Origin of the sequence: Aeromonas sp. 600948 (assembly GCF_049174875.1) — a bacterium.
Lineage (GTDB): Bacteria > Pseudomonadota > Gammaproteobacteria > Enterobacterales > Aeromonadaceae > Aeromonas > Aeromonas veronii_A.
This window is the reverse complement of sequence record NZ_JAAKTY010000023.1, coordinates 37,475-57,607: the sequence shown is the minus strand read 5'-3', so window position 1 is coordinate 57,607 and position 20,133 is coordinate 37,475. Positions and strand designations below refer to the sequence as shown.

Below are 20,133 nucleotides of genomic sequence, written 5' to 3'. Positions count from 1 at the left end.
CTGGCCCCGACAATACTGCGGGCAGGGGTTTCTCATGACCGACGCCGCAACCAGACATAGCATGTCTGGCGGTTTTCTATTAGAATTGGCTATTTGCGCAGCAGCGCACTGTACGCGCAACCTAGCAACACCAACCGGATGAGTTCTATGGAGCAAACCCCGCAGTCTCAGCTTAAACTCCTCGTTGCCAAAGGTAAAGAACAGGGCTACCTGACCTATGCCGAGGTGAACGATCACCTCCCGCAAGACATTGTCGATTCAGACCAGATCGAAGACATCATTCAGATGATCAACGATATGGGCATTCAAGTGGTTGAAAACGCTCCGGATGCCGATGACCTTATCATGGCTGAAGGTGGTACCGCCGATGAGGACGCTGCCGAAGCAGCGGCCCAGGCTCTGGCATCTGTTGAATCTGAGATTGGTCGCACGACCGATCCCGTCCGCATGTACATGCGGGAAATGGGTACCGTCGAACTGCTGACCCGTGAAGGCGAAATCGACATCGCCAAGCGGATCGAAGACGGTATCAACCAGGTACAAAGCTCCGTAGCCGAGTACCCTGAAGCAATTACTTACCTGCTCGAACAGTACGACAAGTACGAAGCCGAGCAGCTGCGTCTCTCTGACATCATCTCTGGCTTTATTGACCCGAACGAAACTGAAGATATGGCGCCTACCGCCACGCATATCGGTTCCGAACTCGGCGAAGACGATCTGGCCGACGAAGATGAAGAAGACGAAGAAGACGAAGACGAAGATGGCGACAGCTCTGACGACGACGGTGACGGTGGTCCGGATCCGGAAGTCGCTCGCGAGAAGTTTGGCGAACTGCGTGCCCAGTATGAAGTGACCCGTCTCTCCATTCAGAAGAATGGTCGCGCGCACGAAGATACCCAGGCCGCCATCGCCCAGCTGGCCGATGTATTCCGCCAATTCCGCCTGATGCCCAAGCAGTTCGATCGCCTGGTCAACAACATGCGTGAAATGATGGAGCGCGTCCGCGTGCAGGAACGCATCATCATGAAGCTCTGCGTTGAGCAGGCCAAGATGCCGAAGAAAACCTTCGTCGCGGCCTTCACCAACAACGAGTGTGAAACTGCCTGGTTCGAATACCAGAAGCAGGCTGGCAAAGCCTGGTCTCCCCGTCTGGTTGAAATGGACGAAGATATTCAGCGCGCCATCGGCAAGCTGCAGCAGATTGAAGAAGAGACCGGCCTGTCGATTGCCCAGATCAAGGATATCAACCGTCGCATGAGCATCGGTGAGGCCAAGGCCCGCCGCGCGAAGAAAGAGATGGTTGAGGCCAACTTGCGTCTGGTTATCTCTATCGCCAAGAAGTACACCAACCGCGGTCTGCAGTTCCTGGACCTGATCCAGGAGGGCAACATCGGTCTGATGAAGGCGGTAGACAAGTTTGAATACCGTCGTGGCTATAAGTTCTCGACCTATGCAACCTGGTGGATCCGTCAGGCCATTACCCGCTCCATCGCGGATCAAGCCCGTACCATCCGTATCCCGGTACACATGATCGAGACCATCAACAAGCTCAACCGAATCTCCCGTCAGATGCTGCAGGAGATGGGTCGTGAACCGAACCCGGAAGAGCTGGCCATGCGCATGGGCATGCCGGAAGACAAGATCCGCAAGGTACTGAAAATCGCCAAAGAGCCTATCTCCATGGAGACGCCCATCGGTGATGATGAAGATTCCCACTTGGGCGACTTTATCGAAGATACCACCCTGGCTCTGCCAGCGGATGCGGCGACCAGCGAAAGCCTGCGCAACGCCACCCGCGAAGTGCTGGCTGGCCTGACCGCCCGCGAAGCCAAGGTACTGCGGATGCGTTTCGGTATCGACATGAACACTGACCACACCCTCGAGGAAGTGGGCAAACAGTTCGACGTTACCCGTGAGCGTATTCGTCAGATCGAAGCCAAGGCACTGCGTAAACTGCGCCACCCGAGCCGCTCGGAAGTGCTGCGCAGCTTCCTGGACGAATAGTCCTGACCCTGTGTCAAACTGCTCTGCCAAAGCCCCGCCATGCGGGGCTTTGTTTTGTCTGGCATTTACCCTTGCAACCCTCTTTTCGCCCTCAATCAAGCTGGACAATTAGTCGCCAAGTGGTTGATATGCCTATAGACTGCCCTTTCCTCTTCCCCTATAATCCACGCCGCTAAACGCACAATTTGGCCCCTTAGCTCAGTTGGTCAGAGCAGTCGACTCATAATCGATTGGTCGTGGGTTCAAGTCCCCCAGGGGCCACCAATTCCAGAGGGTTAGCGAGATAGTACTCGCTAACCCTCTTTTCAATAGGATACCTATAGGATATCTCAGCCTGTAGAGTAACAACTCTAAAAACACTCCCCAGCCCCTCAAAAAATTTTTTCTCCACCAGGAAGAAAAAGTATCAGCCTCTTCGGTATGTTCTCTTTTGAGAACCGTCGCTAAAATTTTTTTCTCCTCCTCAGATTTCCCTTTTCTATCTCTATATGTTGAAAAAAACGGGGTTACACGGGTTACGAGGTTACAACTCGGCTCTAGCCCAGTACTGGTGGGGCTTTGAGCTGTAACCCCACTCAGGGCACAAAAAGCGAATAGAGGTTACACGCACAGAAAGAGGCATGAGGTTACAAGCCTGTAGCCCTTGTCTGGTGCGGGCTGTAGCCATTTTCCTTGACGCTGTAACCTGTAACCCCATGAGGTTACAAATCTCAGCATCCCACTACTTGCCATGTAACCCATATCGAATAGGGCTGCCTATGCTGCTATCGTGCCATCTGCTCTTTTCACAGAATGTTTCATTATGCGCCGTTAGGCTTTTGGGGAAGGGGAGCAATCAAGACGGTTGAACCACACATGAGCCTTCAGCCATTGCTATTGTCATAGCTACAGTGCCATCACGCTTAGCATCAACGAGCCATATTTGCGTTGTGGCAGGTTCTTCAATGTGGATCACTGCAAAGTGCAGATCCAGCAACTCGTATATTGCATCGATTGCTGTAGGCAAGTCCTTACACAACTGATGAATCTGTGGGTCCTTGCCCCAAGGGTTTATCGTGTGTAGATATTTACCAAGCCGGTCGTAGAATTTTTCAAAGCGTGTTCTCGTCATGTACCCCGTTGTTTTGCGACCAAAATTCCAGCCCCCATCTGGTTGACGAATTGCTGGGACAAGTGGTGTTGGATAAAAATCAGGGTTGATCGCAGCTAACGAGGCCATGATCCTTCTGGCATGGTAGTGATCGCCAATGGTCTTTTTATTATGTCTATGGCTGTCCTCATAACGCTTTTCACTGGGTGCAATCGAAGAAAAAGCTATGGCCTCCATTGCTTTTCGTATCTGCAAAATAGCACTATCAACCCGAACTGCGTCTTGAAAATTATTACTATTTTTAATTAAATTATCAGCAGAACTTAGACGGTAGAGCGCTTCAATCATCATCTCACGATAGATAATTTCAGGCCGTTTTTTAGCCTTTACCATGTCAAGTTACCTTGTTGTGTTTACTGATGCCGATAACTTTATCGGCATCGCCATCTTAGTCCTTATCAACGTTATTCTGCTCAGAGCTATCAGGATCAGCTCTCACGTACTTGACTCCATTGCGCTCATAAATATGAAAGTTTGGGTGTTTTCCTTCATGTACCTCTTCAACAAGCTTTTTACGAGGAACCGTCCCCCGCCCAGGGATTGTGTAAGTTTGGTTTTCACCGTTCTTCCCATCCTTGTTACCACGAATATTCTTCGCCATATGTGTCTCCACCATTGAGCGACATGCTCCATACGGATATTGGGGCTCTCGCTCACAAAACAAGCCATTGATGACAAAACCTATACTTGATAAGAGTTAGCCACTAGATGGTTCTCCATGGCCTTGGGCGACAAAGCCAAGATGATCCCCACATGCCTTCTCAATGAATGCCAAAGTACGTTTAGAGGCCGTATGCGCCGTCATGGTTGGCACGCTCACTTTGCATGAATGGAAAACTGAAATTTTTCAGATCTTATAAATCTGAGAAATACACATAGGTCATTGTTTTTAAATGAAAAGAGGTGATTCCAGTCGGCAAACTGAAAAATCTGGGCAATAGCGAAACTGCCACGGAAAGTACGGTTTTTATATATAAATCAGATGGTTAAGTTTTACGTCTGGCCTGCTAATGCGGCTCATTTCTGCAAAAAACTGAAATTCCTTTCACTTCGTGCAGTTCCTCGCAAGCCCCCACCCCCCAAGAGCGGCGCGGCCTAGAGCTAGGAAACTGCGGTAATCCATTTCTGCAAAAAATTTTCTTAACGAGGCCCGCAGGCGGGAGCGGATGAGCGCGGATTTCGTGGCATAGCTCTATCTGTGGCTATTCCCCAAACCAGTCAAAACTGTGGTTGTCAGTACTGATTATATAAAAATACTTTTGTCATTTTTTAACATAAACAGTATTTAAACCAATTAACTAAAGGCGGATAGTCATTACGAAATTGATTGTTGATATTGTTATGACTTACAATGACAATCAAAAATACCCCTTACAAAATACACAAAAGGCGATGTATGACTGACGATAATAAAACCTCTGTTAAAATGACCATTGCAAATGTTTTAAAGTATGACTCAGCATATTTATTAAATCAGGTACTGCCCAAGTCATCTGTAGACGAAGCTTGCATTACATACTATGAAACAGCTGTTGGGATTACATCTCTTAGATTTAAAAACCATGATTTGTTTAAGCCATACGATAGTGATTTCATCGAGTGGAATTACTTAGATATTAATGATGAGCAATGGTCATGCATAGAGGAATTATGTTATCTAAGCAGGGATGAAACCATAAAATTCATTTGCAATGATATTTTATGGCTAAACAAAAAGAACGATCCCACCCATATTGAAAATGCCTTATCCTCTATTTTTGAGATCGAATTGTCAATTGATGAGCTATATGGTAAACAAGAGGGGCTCATCACTCGCGCTTTTTGTCTTGCTGAATATCACAAAAACAAAGATCTCATAAATAGACTAAGAGATAAACTATATTCATTCATAGAAAAAAACAGAGATAACCATGAGATATCCCATGTACTATCTTTGGTTTGCTCTAACAATAAAATGGCAAAGTATAGCAACGAATTTGGCTATATTTGTTTTGATTTAGCAATAGGCATGGCAAGACGTGATTCAGAAGTCACAGCACTCAGAAAGTCGATTCACTTATACGATTTAGGTGAGCAGTTCTTTAAAAAAAATAGAAGAATGACATCATACATTAAGATGTTATCTGCACTTACAATGGAGATAATAGGTGATTATGTTTGTAATCGAAATGAGTCATCAGCCGCCAATATCATATCTAACATTGAATACTCAAATGCGATAAAAAAGATAAAGGGCCTAGATAAACAATACAGGCATGAAAATAAGTATGATGAAGTGATAACTAGGCTTCATAGGAAAAAAGAAGTCGCAGGAAAAGAGTCTCTCCATTTTTTTCCAAAAACTAAAGAAAAAGCATCTATAAGTGATGATACGTTTACCTTTGTCAGATCTTTTGCAGGTATAACAAAGCAAGAGGCATTAAAAAAACTAGCAATTGAACTACCAAGGCTTGTTAACAACTCGACAAGGCCATCATTATTCAGAGAAGAAAAAGGTTTCTTTTCTTCTTTTTTTAACACCAGTCTCAGCTTAGATGATGGAGGCCGAACAGTCTCTATAGATTCTATCAATGACTCGGATGAAAAAAGAGCACTCTATCGAGCATCCAACAACTCAAAAATACTTCTTCAATATATAGTCAAAGTTTTTGTTATTCCTATTCTTCAGATAATAAACTTAGAGCACAATGTAACACTTGATGATTTTTATAAAATCTGCAAACTCTCATCAATTGTTCCTGAGGAACAAAAATGCATGGCAGCAAAAGCTATTTACTATGGATTTTCATTTGATTTTCAAACAAGTATATATCTATTAAGCCCAATTTTAGAAAACATTATAAGAACAATATTAAAAGAGCAAGGAGCAGTAACAACGAAACGTGATACTAATTCTGATGAAGACTGTGAACTAGCTTTAGGTAGTCTACTCAGGATTCCCCTGTCCTCAGAGGTCTTTTCTGAAGATTTAACCTTAGAGTTACAGCTGTTATTTACATTAACATCAGGGGAAAACCTAAGGAATAGATCGGCTCACGGGCTAATTACAGACAACGCAGCTAACAGCCATGGCGCTATATATGCGTGGTGGCTACTTTTTAGCTGGTTTTATCTAACTCAACCTATTGTTGATAAGGTCTAATAGAACTGTATATCGAAAATAGTGGGAACATCTAAGCATGTTATCAGATAATGGATAGTTAATGATTATACATGCTCGTTCCCACTTCCCCCATAATTAGCTTACATAAAAACAAGTAAGAAAAAGGAGCAATTCGACTTATTTATTGGCAAGATCATTCACCCTCGATATCATCAATTCTATCAGCCAACACTTGGTGCCCTAACACATACACCCTAGTCGGTTTGTTCTCCATACCAGGAAGACGGACAAGAGCTTGTGTTTTGTTTGGTGCAGCTTTGATGATCCAACCGGCGACTAAAGCTAGTTTTGCGGCTTTTTTGAAATCTCGACCACGATTAATCTCTTTCCATCCTTCAGGCAATACAAGGAAAACAACCCCTTCATCAGATCCAGCTTTGGGGTTCTTTCGATAGCCGACCATCTGGGATGGACGGTGATTGCTATCATCCCAATCTGCAAATCGGCTGTACTGGTAAGCCGTGAAGAACTGGCGGATCTGGCGCAGGGTTGCCGCGTCTTCCTGGTTGCCCAAGTGGCCACGGTCGGCCAACCACGCATCAAGGCAAGCTCGCGCTGCTTTGGTGGCCTCTCCTGCTTGCCATCCAGTGATACCCAAGCGGGTGGCCAGCTCACCAGCTGCCGCAACTAGGGCAAAGCGGTTAATGGCTCGGCCAACCTGATTACCGGCCCCCTCTGGGGTCATGGTTGTGACCAATCGGCGGATCTCCCCCTTCATCCATGCGCTGTGCCCGTTCAGGTCATTGGCCAATGCCTCAACATAGGCCCGAAAGGCTGTGCCGTGTTGGTCTTGCAGGCGTTCGCGCAGGGTATCAGCGAACTGGCGGCCATCGGCCATGCCGTGCAGCTCCTCAAACGCACCGTGCTTGCCGGTATCACTCGGGATCTGGATAGTGCGGACCTCCATACCGGCAAAGGTTCGCTGGCCCGCTTGCTCGGCGTGGTCTTCCAGGGAAAGCTCACCGGTTGAGAGGAACAGCAGACGCCACTGCTTACGCTCGCGCAGTTCCCCATCTTGGCGGCTTCGGCCCTTGCCCTGTCCATTCGCCAGCATATAGGCGACCAGACCGGCCTCCCGTCCATCCACCTCCTTGATTTCATCCAGGCACAGCAAGGCATCGTTGCGGCGACTGGCGATCCCTTCTATCGCGTTACCGGTAGCTCGCCAGGTATGGGCGAACGCCTCTGGGCCGTACACGCTGGCAGCAGCCATCATCACGGTGGTCTTGCCATCGGTACTCTCGCCTTTCAGGTGGAACCCGCCCCCCTCCACCCCGATCAGCGATAGTAGTGGGGCAGCAAAGGCACACGACATGGCAAAGGCTAACCGACTATTACCGACCGCCAGGGCGGCAACCTGTGCTTGCCACTCCACCAAGGTGCCGGACGTGGTGAAGTCGTTATTCACATAGCCGGTGGTTTGCAGGATCACCTCGTTGGCATCCGGCCCCAAGTTGCCATTTGGCAGCACATAGGCCCGCTTGTGCCATCCAGTGCGCTCGACACAGGTGATCCTGGCTTGCGGCTGGCAGCTCATCAGGTAATCGCGCAGCAGGTTCTTTTTGCTCATGTTGATATAACTGAGCCCGCTTTCCGCTAGCTGGCCGAATACCTCCTCTCCACCTTTGTGAACCAGCATGCGCATGGGCATCGCCCAACGGCGGGTCTTGCCATTGGTATCCCGCCACTCCAGCAACCGGCCAAAGCCTTGGCCCTGCTCGGTGTGTGTGATCGCCCTGACATGTAGCGGGGAACTGATAGGCACCGGCACCCGCTCGGCCTCCTCCCCCTTGCCACGCCACTCCATGGCGAAGAGTCGATCTTTCCCCATGCTGTAGTTGTCGGGAAGTTCTGGTGTCTCTGGTGCTTGTTCTGTTGGGGTCTTGGTATCAGCGAAAGAGGTCATGATCGCCTTCTTGGTATCGAGCAGCCCATGGGCCTGGTGGTAATCGTTCCAGTCACCAGCTTCACCAGGAAGGCAGATCAGCCCCCCTATCGCTGTTGCTGCTTCTTGGGCTTTGGCTTGGCCAGGGTTGCCATCAATATGGGCGTCGTTGTCACCGGCAATCAGGATCGGCTCTGCCCCTTCTCGGCGCTTGGCTATCTCCGCCACGGCTAGCAGATTGCTTGCATCCATGGCGCAATAGACGGTTGCCCCTGTCGCCAAATGGACAGAGACACCCGTTGCGTAACCTTCACAGATTGCCACCCGTAGCCCGCCGGTTAACCGGTGAAATGCCCCTGCTTTCTGGCCGCCGGCCAAATAGCGCTTTTCGCCCTGGGGGTCGATGAGCTGGACGTTGACCAGCTGATCATGTTCATCAGTAAGCGGGATAACCAGGGAGCCCTGGGGGAAGTTGTGCCGCGCTTCTCGGATCAGGGTCTGATTGGTATCTGCCAGCCAGTCAGGCAGGTGCTTGAGGGAGAGATAGGGGCTACGGCCCTTAACGCAATCCCCCATGATTGAGGCGGCCCTGGTGCAGGCTTTGCGCTTGGCTTTCTCTTCATCCTGTCTGGCTTTGGCTGCTACCTGCTCGGCGTTCTGTCGGCGGGCGGCTACCTCGTTTGCATCGAGACCGTCTGGGGATAACCCGAGCAAGGTGGCCACCTCTTGGGCGACCTCCTTGGTGCTCTTGTGGGTGGCCTTGGCCAGAAGGGTTAAGCCATCACCGGCGCCGCACTGGGAACAAATCCAGGTGCCCCGCCCCTCCTTATCATCCAGGCGAAACCGGTCTTTTCCACCGCAGGCAGGGCATGGGCCATGCTGGCCACGCTTGGGGACTGATAGGCCAAGTTCAGCAAGGATAAAGGGCCATTGGCCACGGGCTGCCAGGGAGACATCAGAGACAATTCGAATAGAGGTCATGACTCACCTCCAGGCAGCCGATCATTCAGCTCACTGATCCGGCAAGAGTTGGTGTCTATGTCTTTCGCCAGTGCCTTGAGCAGGCCGGAAATGCCATAGGTAAACTCTTCATGGTCTATGCGGTTCTTACGCTCCCAATCCACGCTGGCGGACAACAAATGGGAAAGGGTATGAAGGGCACACACTGACGTATCCAGTTCAGCAGTGACGCGAGTAAGCTCTTTTGAGGGGTTCTGATGGATGTTCATGCTTGCCCCCTTTTCGCACAGGGAATACGGGCAACAAACACGAGCGGCAAACCAGGTAGATTGGCGCGCGCTTGGGCTTCGGTATCAGCGACGGCAGAAATGGTGCGTATACGGTGAAGGTCAGAGACCTTGCCATGGGTGGCGATCAGGAAGGTGAAGATCATTTGGGTTATCCCTACGTGAAGTTGACGCAGGGCGGATCGGGTAGCCGCAAGACAGTGCTCACGTAGGCAGGCACAGTGGGGGCGTTTTCTTTGGCTCCCGACCCATGCCCCCAAAACAGGATAGATCTCCGGCAAGAGGCCAGAAATGGGGGAAAGGGATACAAATTTTCCTACGTGAGTCGCCGCTTGCGGGTGTCTAATCCGCCAGCCGTACCAAGGGGTGTCTAGGCCCTTGGTGATTGGAAGGCTATCCGAATTGATCCGTGGATGCAACTCTTGCCGGGGATCAGGGGCTTTGCTATGGTGCATGGGCTTGCTCCTCTGGATTTGGGGGTGGGGTAAGCAAATAGGGAGCCCTGGCAGGCTCCCTTTTGTTTTTCTGGGCGGCTACTCCTCCAACTCCCGTTGCAGGCATTGGCGTTTGCCTGGACTGTCACACAGGGCCAGCAGGTCGGCACACTGGGGGCGGGTTGAGGTAACGAGCGCCTGACGAGCGGCGGGGCTGTCTCCCTTCAGCATCACCTGCTCGCCGCTCATTGCCTCCTTGAGTGCCGAACCCAACTCGTTTAGCGCCCAGCGGCGCGCACCTTCCAGCCCGATGATGCAGCCCTTGGCGTGGGTCAGGGCCGCCAGTTCGGCCAGCTGCTGCTTGAGGTGGGGCAAGATGGCGGGCGCCAGCTTGTGGTCGAGGTAGCTTTCATAACATCCGGCGACCATGCTCTGGGCGCTGTTCACCGCCAGCTGGGTCTGATAGAGCGGTAATGCCAAGCGCTTCTCCTGACACTCCGACAAGCTGGCTGCCGCCTTGGCATCTTCCAGTAGCTCGGTCAGCTCGCGGTACTCCCGCGCCGCTTCCAGTGATACCACCCCGCCCATCAGCTGGTTAATCCGCCCTTGGCGCAGCTCCTCGCGGCGGGCCTTGGCGGACGGGATTTGCGCCATCAGGTTTTTGCGCTGCTCGCGCAGGGTCAATATCTCTTGGTCGAGTTCCATCAGCTTGCTGTGTTCGCTTTGAAACAGGGCCACGTGCTCATCCAGTCGGCTGGCTCGGGTCGCAGCGGGGGCAGTCGGCACAGCCTGCAAGGTGGGGGTCTGTTGCATGGGGTTACTCCTCGGTGGCAAGGGTGATGGCATCAAAAGCGGCGTAGGCGGTTGGCTCGCCCAAGGCGTAGGTCTGGGCGCGGTTGTAGCGAATGCCCCAGCTGGCCAAGTCGTCAATGTCGCCCGCCGTGAGGCGGTGGGTGTGGTTGACGGTGAGCACCTGCAGGTTCTCGACCAGCGTGATGGCCAGATAGGTGCTCGGCATGTGCTGGTGCGAGACAAAGCCCAAGTCCGCAATCTTCATGCGCTGGGTTTTATCCCGCACCTGTCCGGCTTTGAGGTGGGCTTTCTGGTGGGCGCGCAGCAGGTCGCCGCCGACCATCACCACCAAGCGCGGGTCTTGGCGGTACGCCTCGGGCAGCTTCTCAATCAGGGCATAGACCATGCTGTCGAGGTCGGAGAAATCGCCCTTGCCGCTGGTTGAGAAGGTGACCGCATCGCGCAGCACCCGCAGCCCCTCGGGGTCAGCCGCCTTGGCCAAGGCGGGCCAGCCCACCATGACATCCTCCCCGTTGGGGTTGGCAACGGGGTCGGTATTGACGGCGGCAGACTGGCCATGGAAACCGACCCGTATCAGGTCATCACCAAAAGCGGCCAAGGCCAGCTCTTCGAGCAGGTTGTTGGCTTGGCGCTGGTCGAGCCCTTCAAGCATCTGGGCCAGCTGTTGCCACGTCCAGATAACGCTGCTGTCCATCTCTTCGTATTGGTGGGCGCGCTTGCTCGGCTTGGCCGGAACCATGAAACGCGCTTGCGCCTTGCGGCCACTGCGCAGGGTTGGCTTGAGCGGGTCAAAGCGTGGAGCGTGCGGGTCATCCACCCCCAAGATAGAGACCATCCACAGGAACGGGACGGCCTGCAAAATGGCCGCCGTCAGGGCCATACTGGTGGCGTTGTCGAGGTTGCCAAAACTCGGTTGCGGCGCGGGGGCAAAGCTCATGCGCACATCGCGCAGCAGGTCAGATAAAGTCATCAGAAAGGCTCCTTAGTAGAGGCGGTAGGTGTTGTCAGAGTCGGGGTTATCACGGCGGCCAGCAGTGGGCGGGTCTGGTGGGCAGGGCATCATGCTGGCGAGCTTTTTGTTGATGCTGTCGATATCCGACACCAAGGTTTCCAGCTGCTTAAACATGCGGTCAGGGTCTGGTGTCCGGTTCACCGGTTTGGTGGGGACGGGCACAGGCAAAGAAGCAGGCACCAAAAGCGGGCGCGCCTCGGGCCGCTTGGCACTAAATTGCAGTTGGGTCAGCCCCGTGATGGTCGGCTGGTCGGTGACAGAGACCCCCGCCAGATACCACTGGCCGGTGCCTGCAAAGTTTTCAGCCGCCTCAATGGTGCAAAAGCCGTGGCTGCCGCTGGTGTTGAGGTCAATCAGCTCAAGGGTCGGGCAAAGTATTGCCATCAGCTTGAGCTGGCCCGCTTCTTCCTGCACCTTCAAGGCATCCACAGAGCCAAGCGGGCGAGTGCGCGCCCCCTCTGGCCAGAGCCTCGCGGTATAGAAACTTGGGTCATATGCCTCAGCCATCTGGCGCAGGCTCTCGGGGCTGATATTGCGGCCATCCAGTGTTGGCCCCGCCGTGGCGATGCACACCCAGCCGGTTTTGACTTGGCTACTCATACCACCCTCCGCAGTGTAACTACCGGTTTTTCCCGCTCTTGCGCGGCCAGTATGTCGAGCTGCTGCTGGCGCTCGTTCACGCTCTTGCACAGTGAGCCGTGCGCCTCGGGCGACAGCCCTTGCGCCAGCGTGATGGCCATCGCAGTGGCTTTCTTGGCCGAGGGGCTCAACGTGTGGCTATAGGCCAGCGTGGACACCCAAGAGTGACCACACTCGGCATCGGTACACTGGCAATAGAGATTGGCGACACCCGCCGTCAGGCGGTTGGTCTTGGTAATGCGGCCCAGCTGGCCGCACTCGGTGCACATCACGCGCATGTGAGTACCTCCAGGGTTATTGGATGGGGTTCGCAGGTTTGCTGGAATGCAGCATCTTGCGGGAGGCGAGGAACGCATCGAGATCGGCGCGTTCGTAGAGGGTACGGTTGCCGAGTTTGTAGTAAGGGATCTCGTACCGGCCATTACTGGCCCAGACCCCAAGGGTTTTCTCGGACAACCCAAGGTAGGCGGCAGCCTCACGGCGAGTAAGGCGTTGCGGAGTGTTCTGGTTTATTACTGATTTCATCTTGGCACCCCCAGTATTGCTTTGACGGTGCTGATTTTCTCTGGGGGGCTTTTAGGATGTAAGGTATAACTGGCAAGCGGTAAACTACCCTTGCGATATTAGAATTTTTTTGTTAACGCATCTTTTATTGTGAGATGCTCTACTCCTGACTTCACCAGAGTTCGTTTCCAAGCGGAAACATGACGCACATCAGAAAACCTCATTGCTTGATGTTTATATGTTTTCCTGAGTGCATCCAATTCAATATCAAGAGATGGATATAGTACATCCAAAATGACTAAATCACTGATTGCACCATTAAACAATTTATGTGCAATCATGGCGTCCAGCAATGGTAGATATTTGTTGTTGACAGCTTTCCTTAGTGCATTTGAGCTAATACCTTTACAATCTTTCTCCTCATTAACTGACAATTCACTCCGCCACTTTTTAAGCAAGCTGGCCATATCATCAAGGATTTCTTTGTCAGAAAAGCTCTCAATATTAATGTTTACGGCTACCAGCTTTGGCATGCTCTCTTTATAACGCTCTGCAAGCAGCGTAGCGAAAGGCATCTTGGGCATTCGGTAGCTGTAGGAGTCGTTACCATTAAAGCCATAACTCTTGGCCACCTCGGCCATCGCGATAATATTCCGAACGTGTATTGGGGTAATACTATTCAGTGATGATAACACCTCCCCATGGTCATCACTGCTATAAGAAAACTCCCTCTCTACCATTTCCGCCTTAGCTTCAGGCGATAACATTGCGGACACGTCAACAAGTAACTCCTCTGGCTCAGAGATATAAATATCATCAGATAGGTACACCGCTAACCAATTAGGCAAGTAATGGTGCAAACAGGGGGAGCCAATATTAAGCATTTCCATAATATCAGCCCTTATGCGCAACTGTTCTATAAGATTCAAGGCGCTAAGCTCACTCACCTTTTCGTACTTCCCTGACGCATAAATCTTTAAAAAGCTTTCTTTATGCTCTTTATCATCTCCGTTGTTTTCTGCATGGAGAATCAGATCATCAATATCCACAATCATACTCATGAATTCAATCCTTTTCATTTGCTGCCAGCATTGCTAATACTTAAAAGCAAGCGGCGCTGCTCGTCTTCTGGCAACGTGGCAAAAATAGTCAACAGATTACTATTGGCATTATTTTTACTGTCCAGGCGGCCTGCGTATTCCAAAATATCCCGTTCAATCCTGGTTGCCGGTTTACGCAGCTCGTCAGCGGTGAAGTGGATGTAACCCTGGGTGACATCTGCACTGCGCAGGGTGCGGTGGTTCATCAGGCGCTTGATGGTGTACTGACCGACCTCGGCCAGTTCGGCCACAGTGCCGAAGGTACGGCGGGCATCGTGGCATTTGAACTCGAGCGGCGGCAGGCCGTCAGGATTCGGGTTCGGTACAGTGGCCGCACAGATCTTGGCTATGACACGGCGCGGCTCATGGATAGGGCGCTCAGGATTGCGACCAGGGAACACAAACCGGCTCTGTTTCAGGTTCCAGTGCCAACAGCGGCGGAAAATGGTGAGCAGGGTATCGGTGATCGGCAGCTCCAGCGGATCACCATTCTTGGTCTGGTCAATCCAGAAGTAGCCGCCGCTCATGCTGACCCGATCCCAGGTGAGCTGGAATACTTCAGCGCGGCGTAACCCCGTAAACAGTGCCATGTCGATGGCATCGCAGACGGTGGCGGTCGTATCGTCCCGCCAGTCGATGGCGTGCTGCCTGACCTGCTCCACAGCATCCAGCCAGCGCCTGAGTTCATGGGTGCGGATCCGGTCGTTGCGTCTGGGGGTGTTGTGCCAAAGCCGCTTGCTGCTCAGGACTTCGGTCGGTGGCTCGGGCAGCATGACCCGATCATTGGCATCCCGATAGTGATCACGGGCAAAGCGCCACACGGCCCGCAGTGTGCGCGCCCAGCGGTCAGCCTGCGCCTTGCTGCCCTTGCCGGTGCCCGCCTTGCGAAACTCTGGCGATGCGCCGTGCCAGGCACTGGGCAACCCTTCGGTGATGGCCTTGTGGCGAACCTCGATCTTTTCCCGTGTGAGTTTGACCAGGGGGATCGTCATCCAGTCGCCGGAGTAGTTGTTGAGATCGGCGCGGTAGTGCTTGGCCGTCTCTGCTCTGATCCGGTCGCCACGGCTGGCAAGGTAGGCATCTATCGCCTCGCCCAGGGTGACTTTCAGCTTATCCTGTTCGCGGCGGATCACGTTGGGGTTCTGGCCAGTGATGGCCACGTCTCCCAAGATCTCCAGCGCCTTGGCGCGGGCCATGTCGATGGTCAATGCCGGATAGCGCCCCAAGGTCGCCCTGATAAAGCGCCCCTCTTTCCTCTTGGCCACGCTAAACGACTTGGTTCCAGTTGCCCCGACCCGAAGCCTCAGCCCTTGCACCATGGCATCACAGTACTCGACCTGCTTCCCCTCTGGTGCGCGGGGCAGTGCATCGATCGTGGCCTTGGTGAATTTGAACGCTTTCATCTTCCTCCCACCAACCAGGCTAGCCAGAGGAAGGGCAGGCAAGACAGGTCTTGTAACCTCTGTAACCTCTGACTATTTATGGTGAGGTTACAAACAAACCCAGTAAAACCGTGGCCTGTAGAGAGATGTAACCTTGTAACCTCTGTAACCTCAATATTTAAACCCTATGCGACCTTTTTTGGCCCAAGGGGGGAGTGGCGTTTGCTGCTCCTTTCCCTGGCTAGCCTGCTCTTGGCCGACCAATCGATCCAGGTATCCTAAAAATCGATTGGTCGAAAAAGGATACCTATAGGATATGACAGAGGGAGAATATAGGGGAAGATCAGGGAAGGTCATAAAATGAGCGACACGCTCTAAGGCATTGATTTATATAACATCATATACTGTACGCAAATACAGTAAAATGCATTTTCCCCACGCTCATAATCGATTGGTCGTGGGTTCAAGTCCCCCAGGGGCCACCAAATTTTGAAAGGCGTAGCAGGTTAGTAACTGCTACGCCTTTTTCGTATCTGCTGATTATAAGTGCACTTGCAAGTGCACTTAGGGGAAGGCTCACTACATCGGAGTCCCTGTGTTACAAACCAATGTCGGCAGGACATTTTCCAACCACACCTCTGCTGCCGCTCTCTCGTAAATCGCAATTTCTCAACAAGATTCTTTTGAATATGTGAGATACACACAATCAAAATTTTTGATGCTTTTGTTACTATGCCAAGTTCGTAACATAAAAACGCGGAGACACGAGTGCACATTTCCAAACTAACACTTATAAATTATCGGAATTTCGCGAACGCATCGTTACGATTCAGCAAAGGTGTAAATACGATCATTGGTGAAAATGGTGCAGGTAAGAGCAACGTCCTAAGAGCGCTAAGGCTCATGTTGGATGACAATATGGTCCGAGCATCATACAGGCTCAATGAATCGGACTTCTATCGAGGGCTTGGTTCCTGGCGCGGTCACTGGATCATCATAAGCCTCGAGTTCGAGGAGATAAGCACCGATGAGGCGATACAATCACTCTTCCTACACGGCACGGGAAATGGCGAGGATGGCGGAATAGTCAGAAAAGCAACTTACAACCTGATATTTCGCCCTAATAAGCAAATTAGAATGAATTTGGCAGCACTCGCTGACTTTGATGTGCTCGGAATGAACGCGATTCTTGACCGAGTAACTATAGATGATTATGAAACGCTATTTACGGGGCGAAGTAACGCCGATTTTACAGATCCAGAGATTTATCGACGCATCGTTGGAGACTTTGACAACGCAGTTTTTCATAGTGAGGTCGAATTTCCCGAGATAGGTGCTCGCATCCCAGGTACGCTTTCGGTAACTAGGGAGGTCTCATGCACCTTTATTCAAGCTCTGCGTGATGTTGTGTCAGAGTTCCATAGCAACCGAACTAACCCACTTCTCACTCTTCTGAAAAGCAAGAGCGGGCAGATTGACCCCATACAATTTCTGCCAATCGTAGAGCGCGTAAGGCAACTGAACGCAGAAATTGGAAATCTGAACGATGTGCAAAATATCCGATCAGACATCGTAGATACGGTTTACCGCGCTGCTGGCCAGACCTACTCGCCGGCCTTGCTGGCAATCAAGTCTGATCTTCCAGATGAAGCTGATTTACTATTCCAATCACTTAAGCTCTTCGTGGGCGAGTTCGACGCGACTCATGAGGGGAGTATTCAAGAACTCAGTCTTGGCGGTGCCAACCTCATTTTTCTGACACTAAAGCTTCTCGAGTTCAAGTATCAGCACGAACGTCAGGCTCTTGCAAACTTTCTACTTATCGAAGAGCCGGAGGCGCACCTACATACGCATGTCCAAAAGACTCTATTCGATCGAATCGGGTACACAGGGGCGCAGATTATTTACTCAACGCACTCAACCCACATCTCCGAGGCCAGCAACATCCAGAACGTCAACATACTAGGGCGAGTAGGGACTGAGTGCGAGGCATTTCAACCGTCTATGGGGCTTACTCCTGACCAAATTGGCAACGTTCAGCGCTATCTTGATGCTGTTCGAAGCAATCTGCTTTTCGCAAAGAGCGTGCTGCTAGTGGAAGGAGATGCAGAAGAGATCCTCATCCCGTTGATGATAAAAAAGGTACTTGGCGTTAGCTTGGACGAGCTTGGTGTAAGTCTTATCAATATTGGTAGCACGGGATTTTCCAACGTCTCAGTGCTATTCCATGAAGATAGAATCCGCCGACGTTGCGCTATCATCACCGACTTGGATGCGGCATTTATGCCTACGAATCCCCAGTTTGGGGACGATCCTGATACCGTAAATTTCAGAGCCAAACTGCTGAGATCCCAAATATCTGGAGCAGCTCGCAAAGTTGAGCTCGATGCTCAGACTAATGGTAATGCATGGCTTCAGCCCTTTTATGCTAACCATACGTTCGAAGTTGACTTCGTGGCATGTGGTAATGCCAGGCTGGTAGTCGCATCCGTCAATGATGTATATACACAGGCCGCTAAGCGAGCACAGTCAATAGCTGAGCTGAACTCTATTCATGCCGCTCAATTCGGTAGACGTGTGCTCACCATGGCAAATTACGAAGGAAAGGGATGGTTCGCCATACTTCTGGGTAAACAGGTTGACTGCAAGACCGTCATTCCGCCCTACATTCTCCAAGCGCTCATCTTTGCACACGGAACATTCTCGACAGAGCTAATCTTCAACATATTGAAGCACAGAGTTAGCGTGAACACTCCTGCGGGAGCCGCCCCACCACCATGGCTGCAACACTATTGGGAACGTCTGCTTGAGTATCGTGCTGGCCGAGTTGACTTCAACACTATTCGGAACGAGGCAGCTATAGGGCTACCTAACGATCAGATCCTTGCATTTTTAGGGGCGCTGCCGTGACATTCGCATGGGATCAATCTGAGCTAAATGATGAACAGTCGGGGGCGGTACGCACAGAGAATAGTGTATTACTGATTGCCTGCCCTGGCAGCGGAAAAACTAGAACTCTGACCTATAAGATCGCCTATGAACTATCACGTTTGCAGAACAAGCGGCAGTTCATCGTTGCCCTTACCTATACCCACCGGGCAGCTGACGAAATTCATGATCGTATCGAAGGGCTTGGGGTGGATACCTCTCAGCTTTGGATAGGAACTATTCATTCATTCTGCCTTGAATGGATTCTGAAACCCTATGGTATCTACGAGCCTGCGTTGGCGCATGGCTTCAGGATCATAGACAGCCATGAGCAAGAGAAAATTCTAGAAGAACTGTGCCGAACGCAACCAGGAATCACTTACTGGGACTGTGAATACTATTTCACAGAACAGGGGTATGTACTGGCATGTAGGGATCAAAGTAAACACAGACGTCTTCATGCCATCTTTGAGCTGTATTTTCGCCATCTTGCAAATAACAGGCAAATAGACTTTGAACTGATGCTTTTTTACTCGTCACGCCTGATCCAAAGTCAACCTCAGATAGCGAGAGTCTTAGCTAACATTTTCCCCTGGATTCTAATTGACGAATATCAGGATACGAGGAGGATTCAATACTCGATCGTTGCAGCTATAGTGAGAGCCGGAACTGAGCGAACAAAACTATTTGTTGTGGGCGATCCCAACCAAGCAATTTTCGGTTCACTTGGAGGTTTCGCGATGCCTGTTGCCGAACTGCGGCAGCTTTGTAGTGTCCAGCTGGAAGAGCGTGCTCTGTCTGAAAACTATAGATCCACTGATAGACTGATCAGATATTTCTCAAACTTTACCGTTCACCCGACCAATATTCATGGTGCCGCATCTTACCGAACATTTCCTAGCAGCATTACCTACAACACCAATTTGGATCGCGACCAGTTGGAGGCTGAACTTGTGAGGCTGATTCGACTCAGTACCGACCAAGGGGTTCCCGCAGATCAGATCTGCGTAGTGGCACCGTGGTGGATTCTGTTAGCGGGAGTGACACGTCGACTTGCAGGTGCGTTGCCCGAGTACCAGTTCGACGGCCCTGGAATGGTTCCTTTCAGTCGTGATCAAGAGAATTTCTGGTATCGATTATCGCGGATCGCACTGACCGAGGCGTCCCCTACCCTGTATGTGAGACGGTGCCGTTGGGCAACAGAAGTGATTAGAGACTTAGGTAATGAAGGGATTGACACTCGTGAGCTATCTGCTGCCAGGCTTCTTCGGGAGAGCAACTCAATCTTGCTAGATCAGCCTGACGGACTGCAATATCTGAGGGAGTATTTCGCTATGTTGATGGCTCGCCTAGGGATTGACTGGCAGTCACATGCAATGCTCTCCGGGCATCATCAAGCATTCTTTGACAGTTCAGCGGCTAAGATCGAGCGGCTACGAAGGGAGGGGGCACCATACATTGGCGGAATTGACTTCTTCCGCAAGGTGTTCCAACACCGTAGCGGCATCACCGTCAACACCATCCATGGTGTCAAGGGGGCGGAATTCGACGTAGTGATAGCATTTGGTTTACTGCAAGGAATGGTCCCGCATTTCAGCGAAGAAGCAGAAGTAGATGGTGGGAGCCACAGCGCAAAAAAACTGCTCTACGTAGTTGGCTCTCGGGCCCGCAAACATCTTTATCTGATCTCGGAGTGTCAACGTATGAGAGGGGGCGGGCGAGGCCCCTATGCTGCAACAGATGTACTTGCCGAATGTATATTCGATTACGATGTCGTGTAGCTAATGACTGTGCGTGAGATATGACAGCTTCGATATAGCAATGTAGACATACCTCAAACTTGCGACATTAAGGTCAAGCCCCAGATAAAGA

The 20,133-nt window shown here is 51.3% G+C and carries 16 protein-coding genes and 1 tRNA gene; 5 read left to right on the top strand and 12 right to left on the bottom strand.

The genetic code is table 11. The annotated features are described in order from the left end of the window. Window positions 1–108: 108 nt before the first annotated feature. The gene (rpoD, locus tag G5182_RS17105) at window positions 109–2,004 is read left to right on the top strand and encodes an RNA polymerase sigma factor RpoD (protein WP_263718854.1); all 1,896 of its coding nucleotides are present in this window, start codon (window positions 109–111) and stop codon (window positions 2,002–2,004) included. A 187-nt stretch (window positions 2,005–2,191) separates the two neighbouring features. Continuing rightward, a tRNA-Ile gene (locus G5182_RS17100) sits at window positions 2,192–2,268 on the top strand. A gap of 571 nt (window positions 2,269–2,839) precedes the next feature. On the opposite strand, the gene G5182_RS17095 is transcribed toward G5182_RS17100, so the two are convergent. Both G5182_RS17095 and G5182_RS17090 read right to left on the bottom strand, forming a co-directional pair. Continuing rightward, a complete protein-coding gene (locus G5182_RS17095; protein WP_421254568.1) occupies window positions 2,840–3,487 on the bottom strand; it encodes a hypothetical protein in 648 nt (215 codons plus the stop codon). 55 nt (window positions 3,488–3,542) lie between these two features. Then, entirely contained in the window at window positions 3,543–3,755 is a 213-nt protein-coding gene (locus G5182_RS17090) for a DUF3892 domain-containing protein (RefSeq protein ID WP_421254567.1), read from the bottom strand. Window positions 3,756–4,550: 795 nt separating this feature from the next. Here G5182_RS17090 and G5182_RS17085 point away from each other — a divergent pair. Next, on the top strand, window positions 4,551–6,296 hold the full coding sequence (locus G5182_RS17085) for a DUF4209 domain-containing protein (RefSeq protein ID WP_421254566.1): 1,746 nt from the start codon (window positions 4,551–4,553) through the stop codon (window positions 6,294–6,296). Between the two features lie 154 nt (window positions 6,297–6,450). Here the strand turns inward: G5182_RS17085 and G5182_RS17080 are convergent, their stop codons facing one another. From G5182_RS17080 to G5182_RS17035, 10 genes are all read right to left on the bottom strand, one after another. Beyond that, window positions 6,451–9,183 carry a DUF927 domain-containing protein gene (locus G5182_RS17080; protein ID WP_421254565.1) on the bottom strand — a complete coding sequence of 911 codons (2,733 nt, stop codon included), beginning with the start codon at window positions 9,181–9,183 and terminating at the stop codon, window positions 6,451–6,453. Then, complete coding sequence (locus tag G5182_RS17075; RefSeq protein WP_058056781.1) at window positions 9,180–9,431, bottom strand: hypothetical protein; 252 nt, start codon at window positions 9,429–9,431, stop codon at window positions 9,180–9,182. Before G5182_RS17075 ends, G5182_RS17080 begins: the two co-directional genes overlap by 4 nt. Beyond that, entirely contained in the window at window positions 9,428–9,595 is a 168-nt protein-coding gene (locus G5182_RS17070) for a host cell division inhibitor Icd-like protein (RefSeq protein ID WP_230848159.1), read from the bottom strand. The genes G5182_RS17075 and G5182_RS17070 overlap by 4 nt, the downstream gene beginning before the upstream one ends. A 387-nt stretch (window positions 9,596–9,982) precedes the next feature. Continuing rightward, window positions 9,983–10,696 (bottom strand): hypothetical protein, encoded by a 714-nt coding sequence (locus tag G5182_RS17065; protein ID WP_421254564.1) that lies wholly within the window; start codon window positions 10,694–10,696, stop codon window positions 9,983–9,985. A gap of 4 nt (window positions 10,697–10,700) precedes the next feature. Further along, window positions 10,701–11,666: a P2 family phage major capsid protein gene (locus tag G5182_RS17060; RefSeq protein WP_421254563.1), complete on the bottom strand. Its 966-nt coding sequence runs from the start codon at window positions 11,664–11,666 to the stop codon at window positions 10,701–10,703. A gap of 12 nt (window positions 11,667–11,678) precedes the next feature. Beyond that, window positions 11,679–12,308 (bottom strand): GPO family capsid scaffolding protein, encoded by a 630-nt coding sequence (locus G5182_RS17055; protein ID WP_095592086.1) that lies wholly within the window; start codon window positions 12,306–12,308, stop codon window positions 11,679–11,681. After that, entirely contained in the window at window positions 12,305–12,625 is a 321-nt protein-coding gene (locus tag G5182_RS17050; RefSeq protein ID WP_081043458.1) for an ogr/Delta-like zinc finger family protein, read from the bottom strand. The genes G5182_RS17055 and G5182_RS17050 overlap by 4 nt, the downstream gene beginning before the upstream one ends. Before the next feature lie 16 nt (window positions 12,626–12,641). Next, complete coding sequence (locus tag G5182_RS17045; protein WP_139741614.1) at window positions 12,642–12,872, bottom strand: helix-turn-helix domain-containing protein; 231 nt, start codon at window positions 12,870–12,872, stop codon at window positions 12,642–12,644. Window positions 12,873–12,970: 98 nt separating this feature from the next. Then, window positions 12,971–13,912 (bottom strand): DUF6387 family protein, encoded by a 942-nt coding sequence (locus tag G5182_RS17040; protein ID WP_421254562.1) that lies wholly within the window; start codon window positions 13,910–13,912, stop codon window positions 12,971–12,973. 14 nt (window positions 13,913–13,926) lie between these two features. Next, window positions 13,927–15,354: a tyrosine-type recombinase/integrase gene (locus G5182_RS17035; protein ID WP_421254561.1), complete on the bottom strand. Its 1,428-nt coding sequence runs from the start codon at window positions 15,352–15,354 to the stop codon at window positions 13,927–13,929. 747 nt (window positions 15,355–16,101) lie between these two features. On the opposite strand from G5182_RS17035, the gene G5182_RS17030 reads away from it, so the two are divergent. Together G5182_RS17030 and G5182_RS17025 are read left to right on the top strand one after the other, a co-directional pair. Further along, entirely contained in the window at window positions 16,102–18,243 is a 2,142-nt protein-coding gene (locus tag G5182_RS17030; protein ID WP_421254560.1) for an ATP-dependent nuclease, read from the top strand. Then, a complete protein-coding gene (locus G5182_RS17025) occupies window positions 18,240–20,042 on the top strand; it encodes a UvrD-helicase domain-containing protein (RefSeq protein WP_421254559.1) in 1,803 nt (600 codons plus the stop codon). The genes G5182_RS17030 and G5182_RS17025 overlap by 4 nt, the downstream gene beginning before the upstream one ends. The last annotated feature ends 91 nt before the right edge of the window (window positions 20,043–20,133 follow it).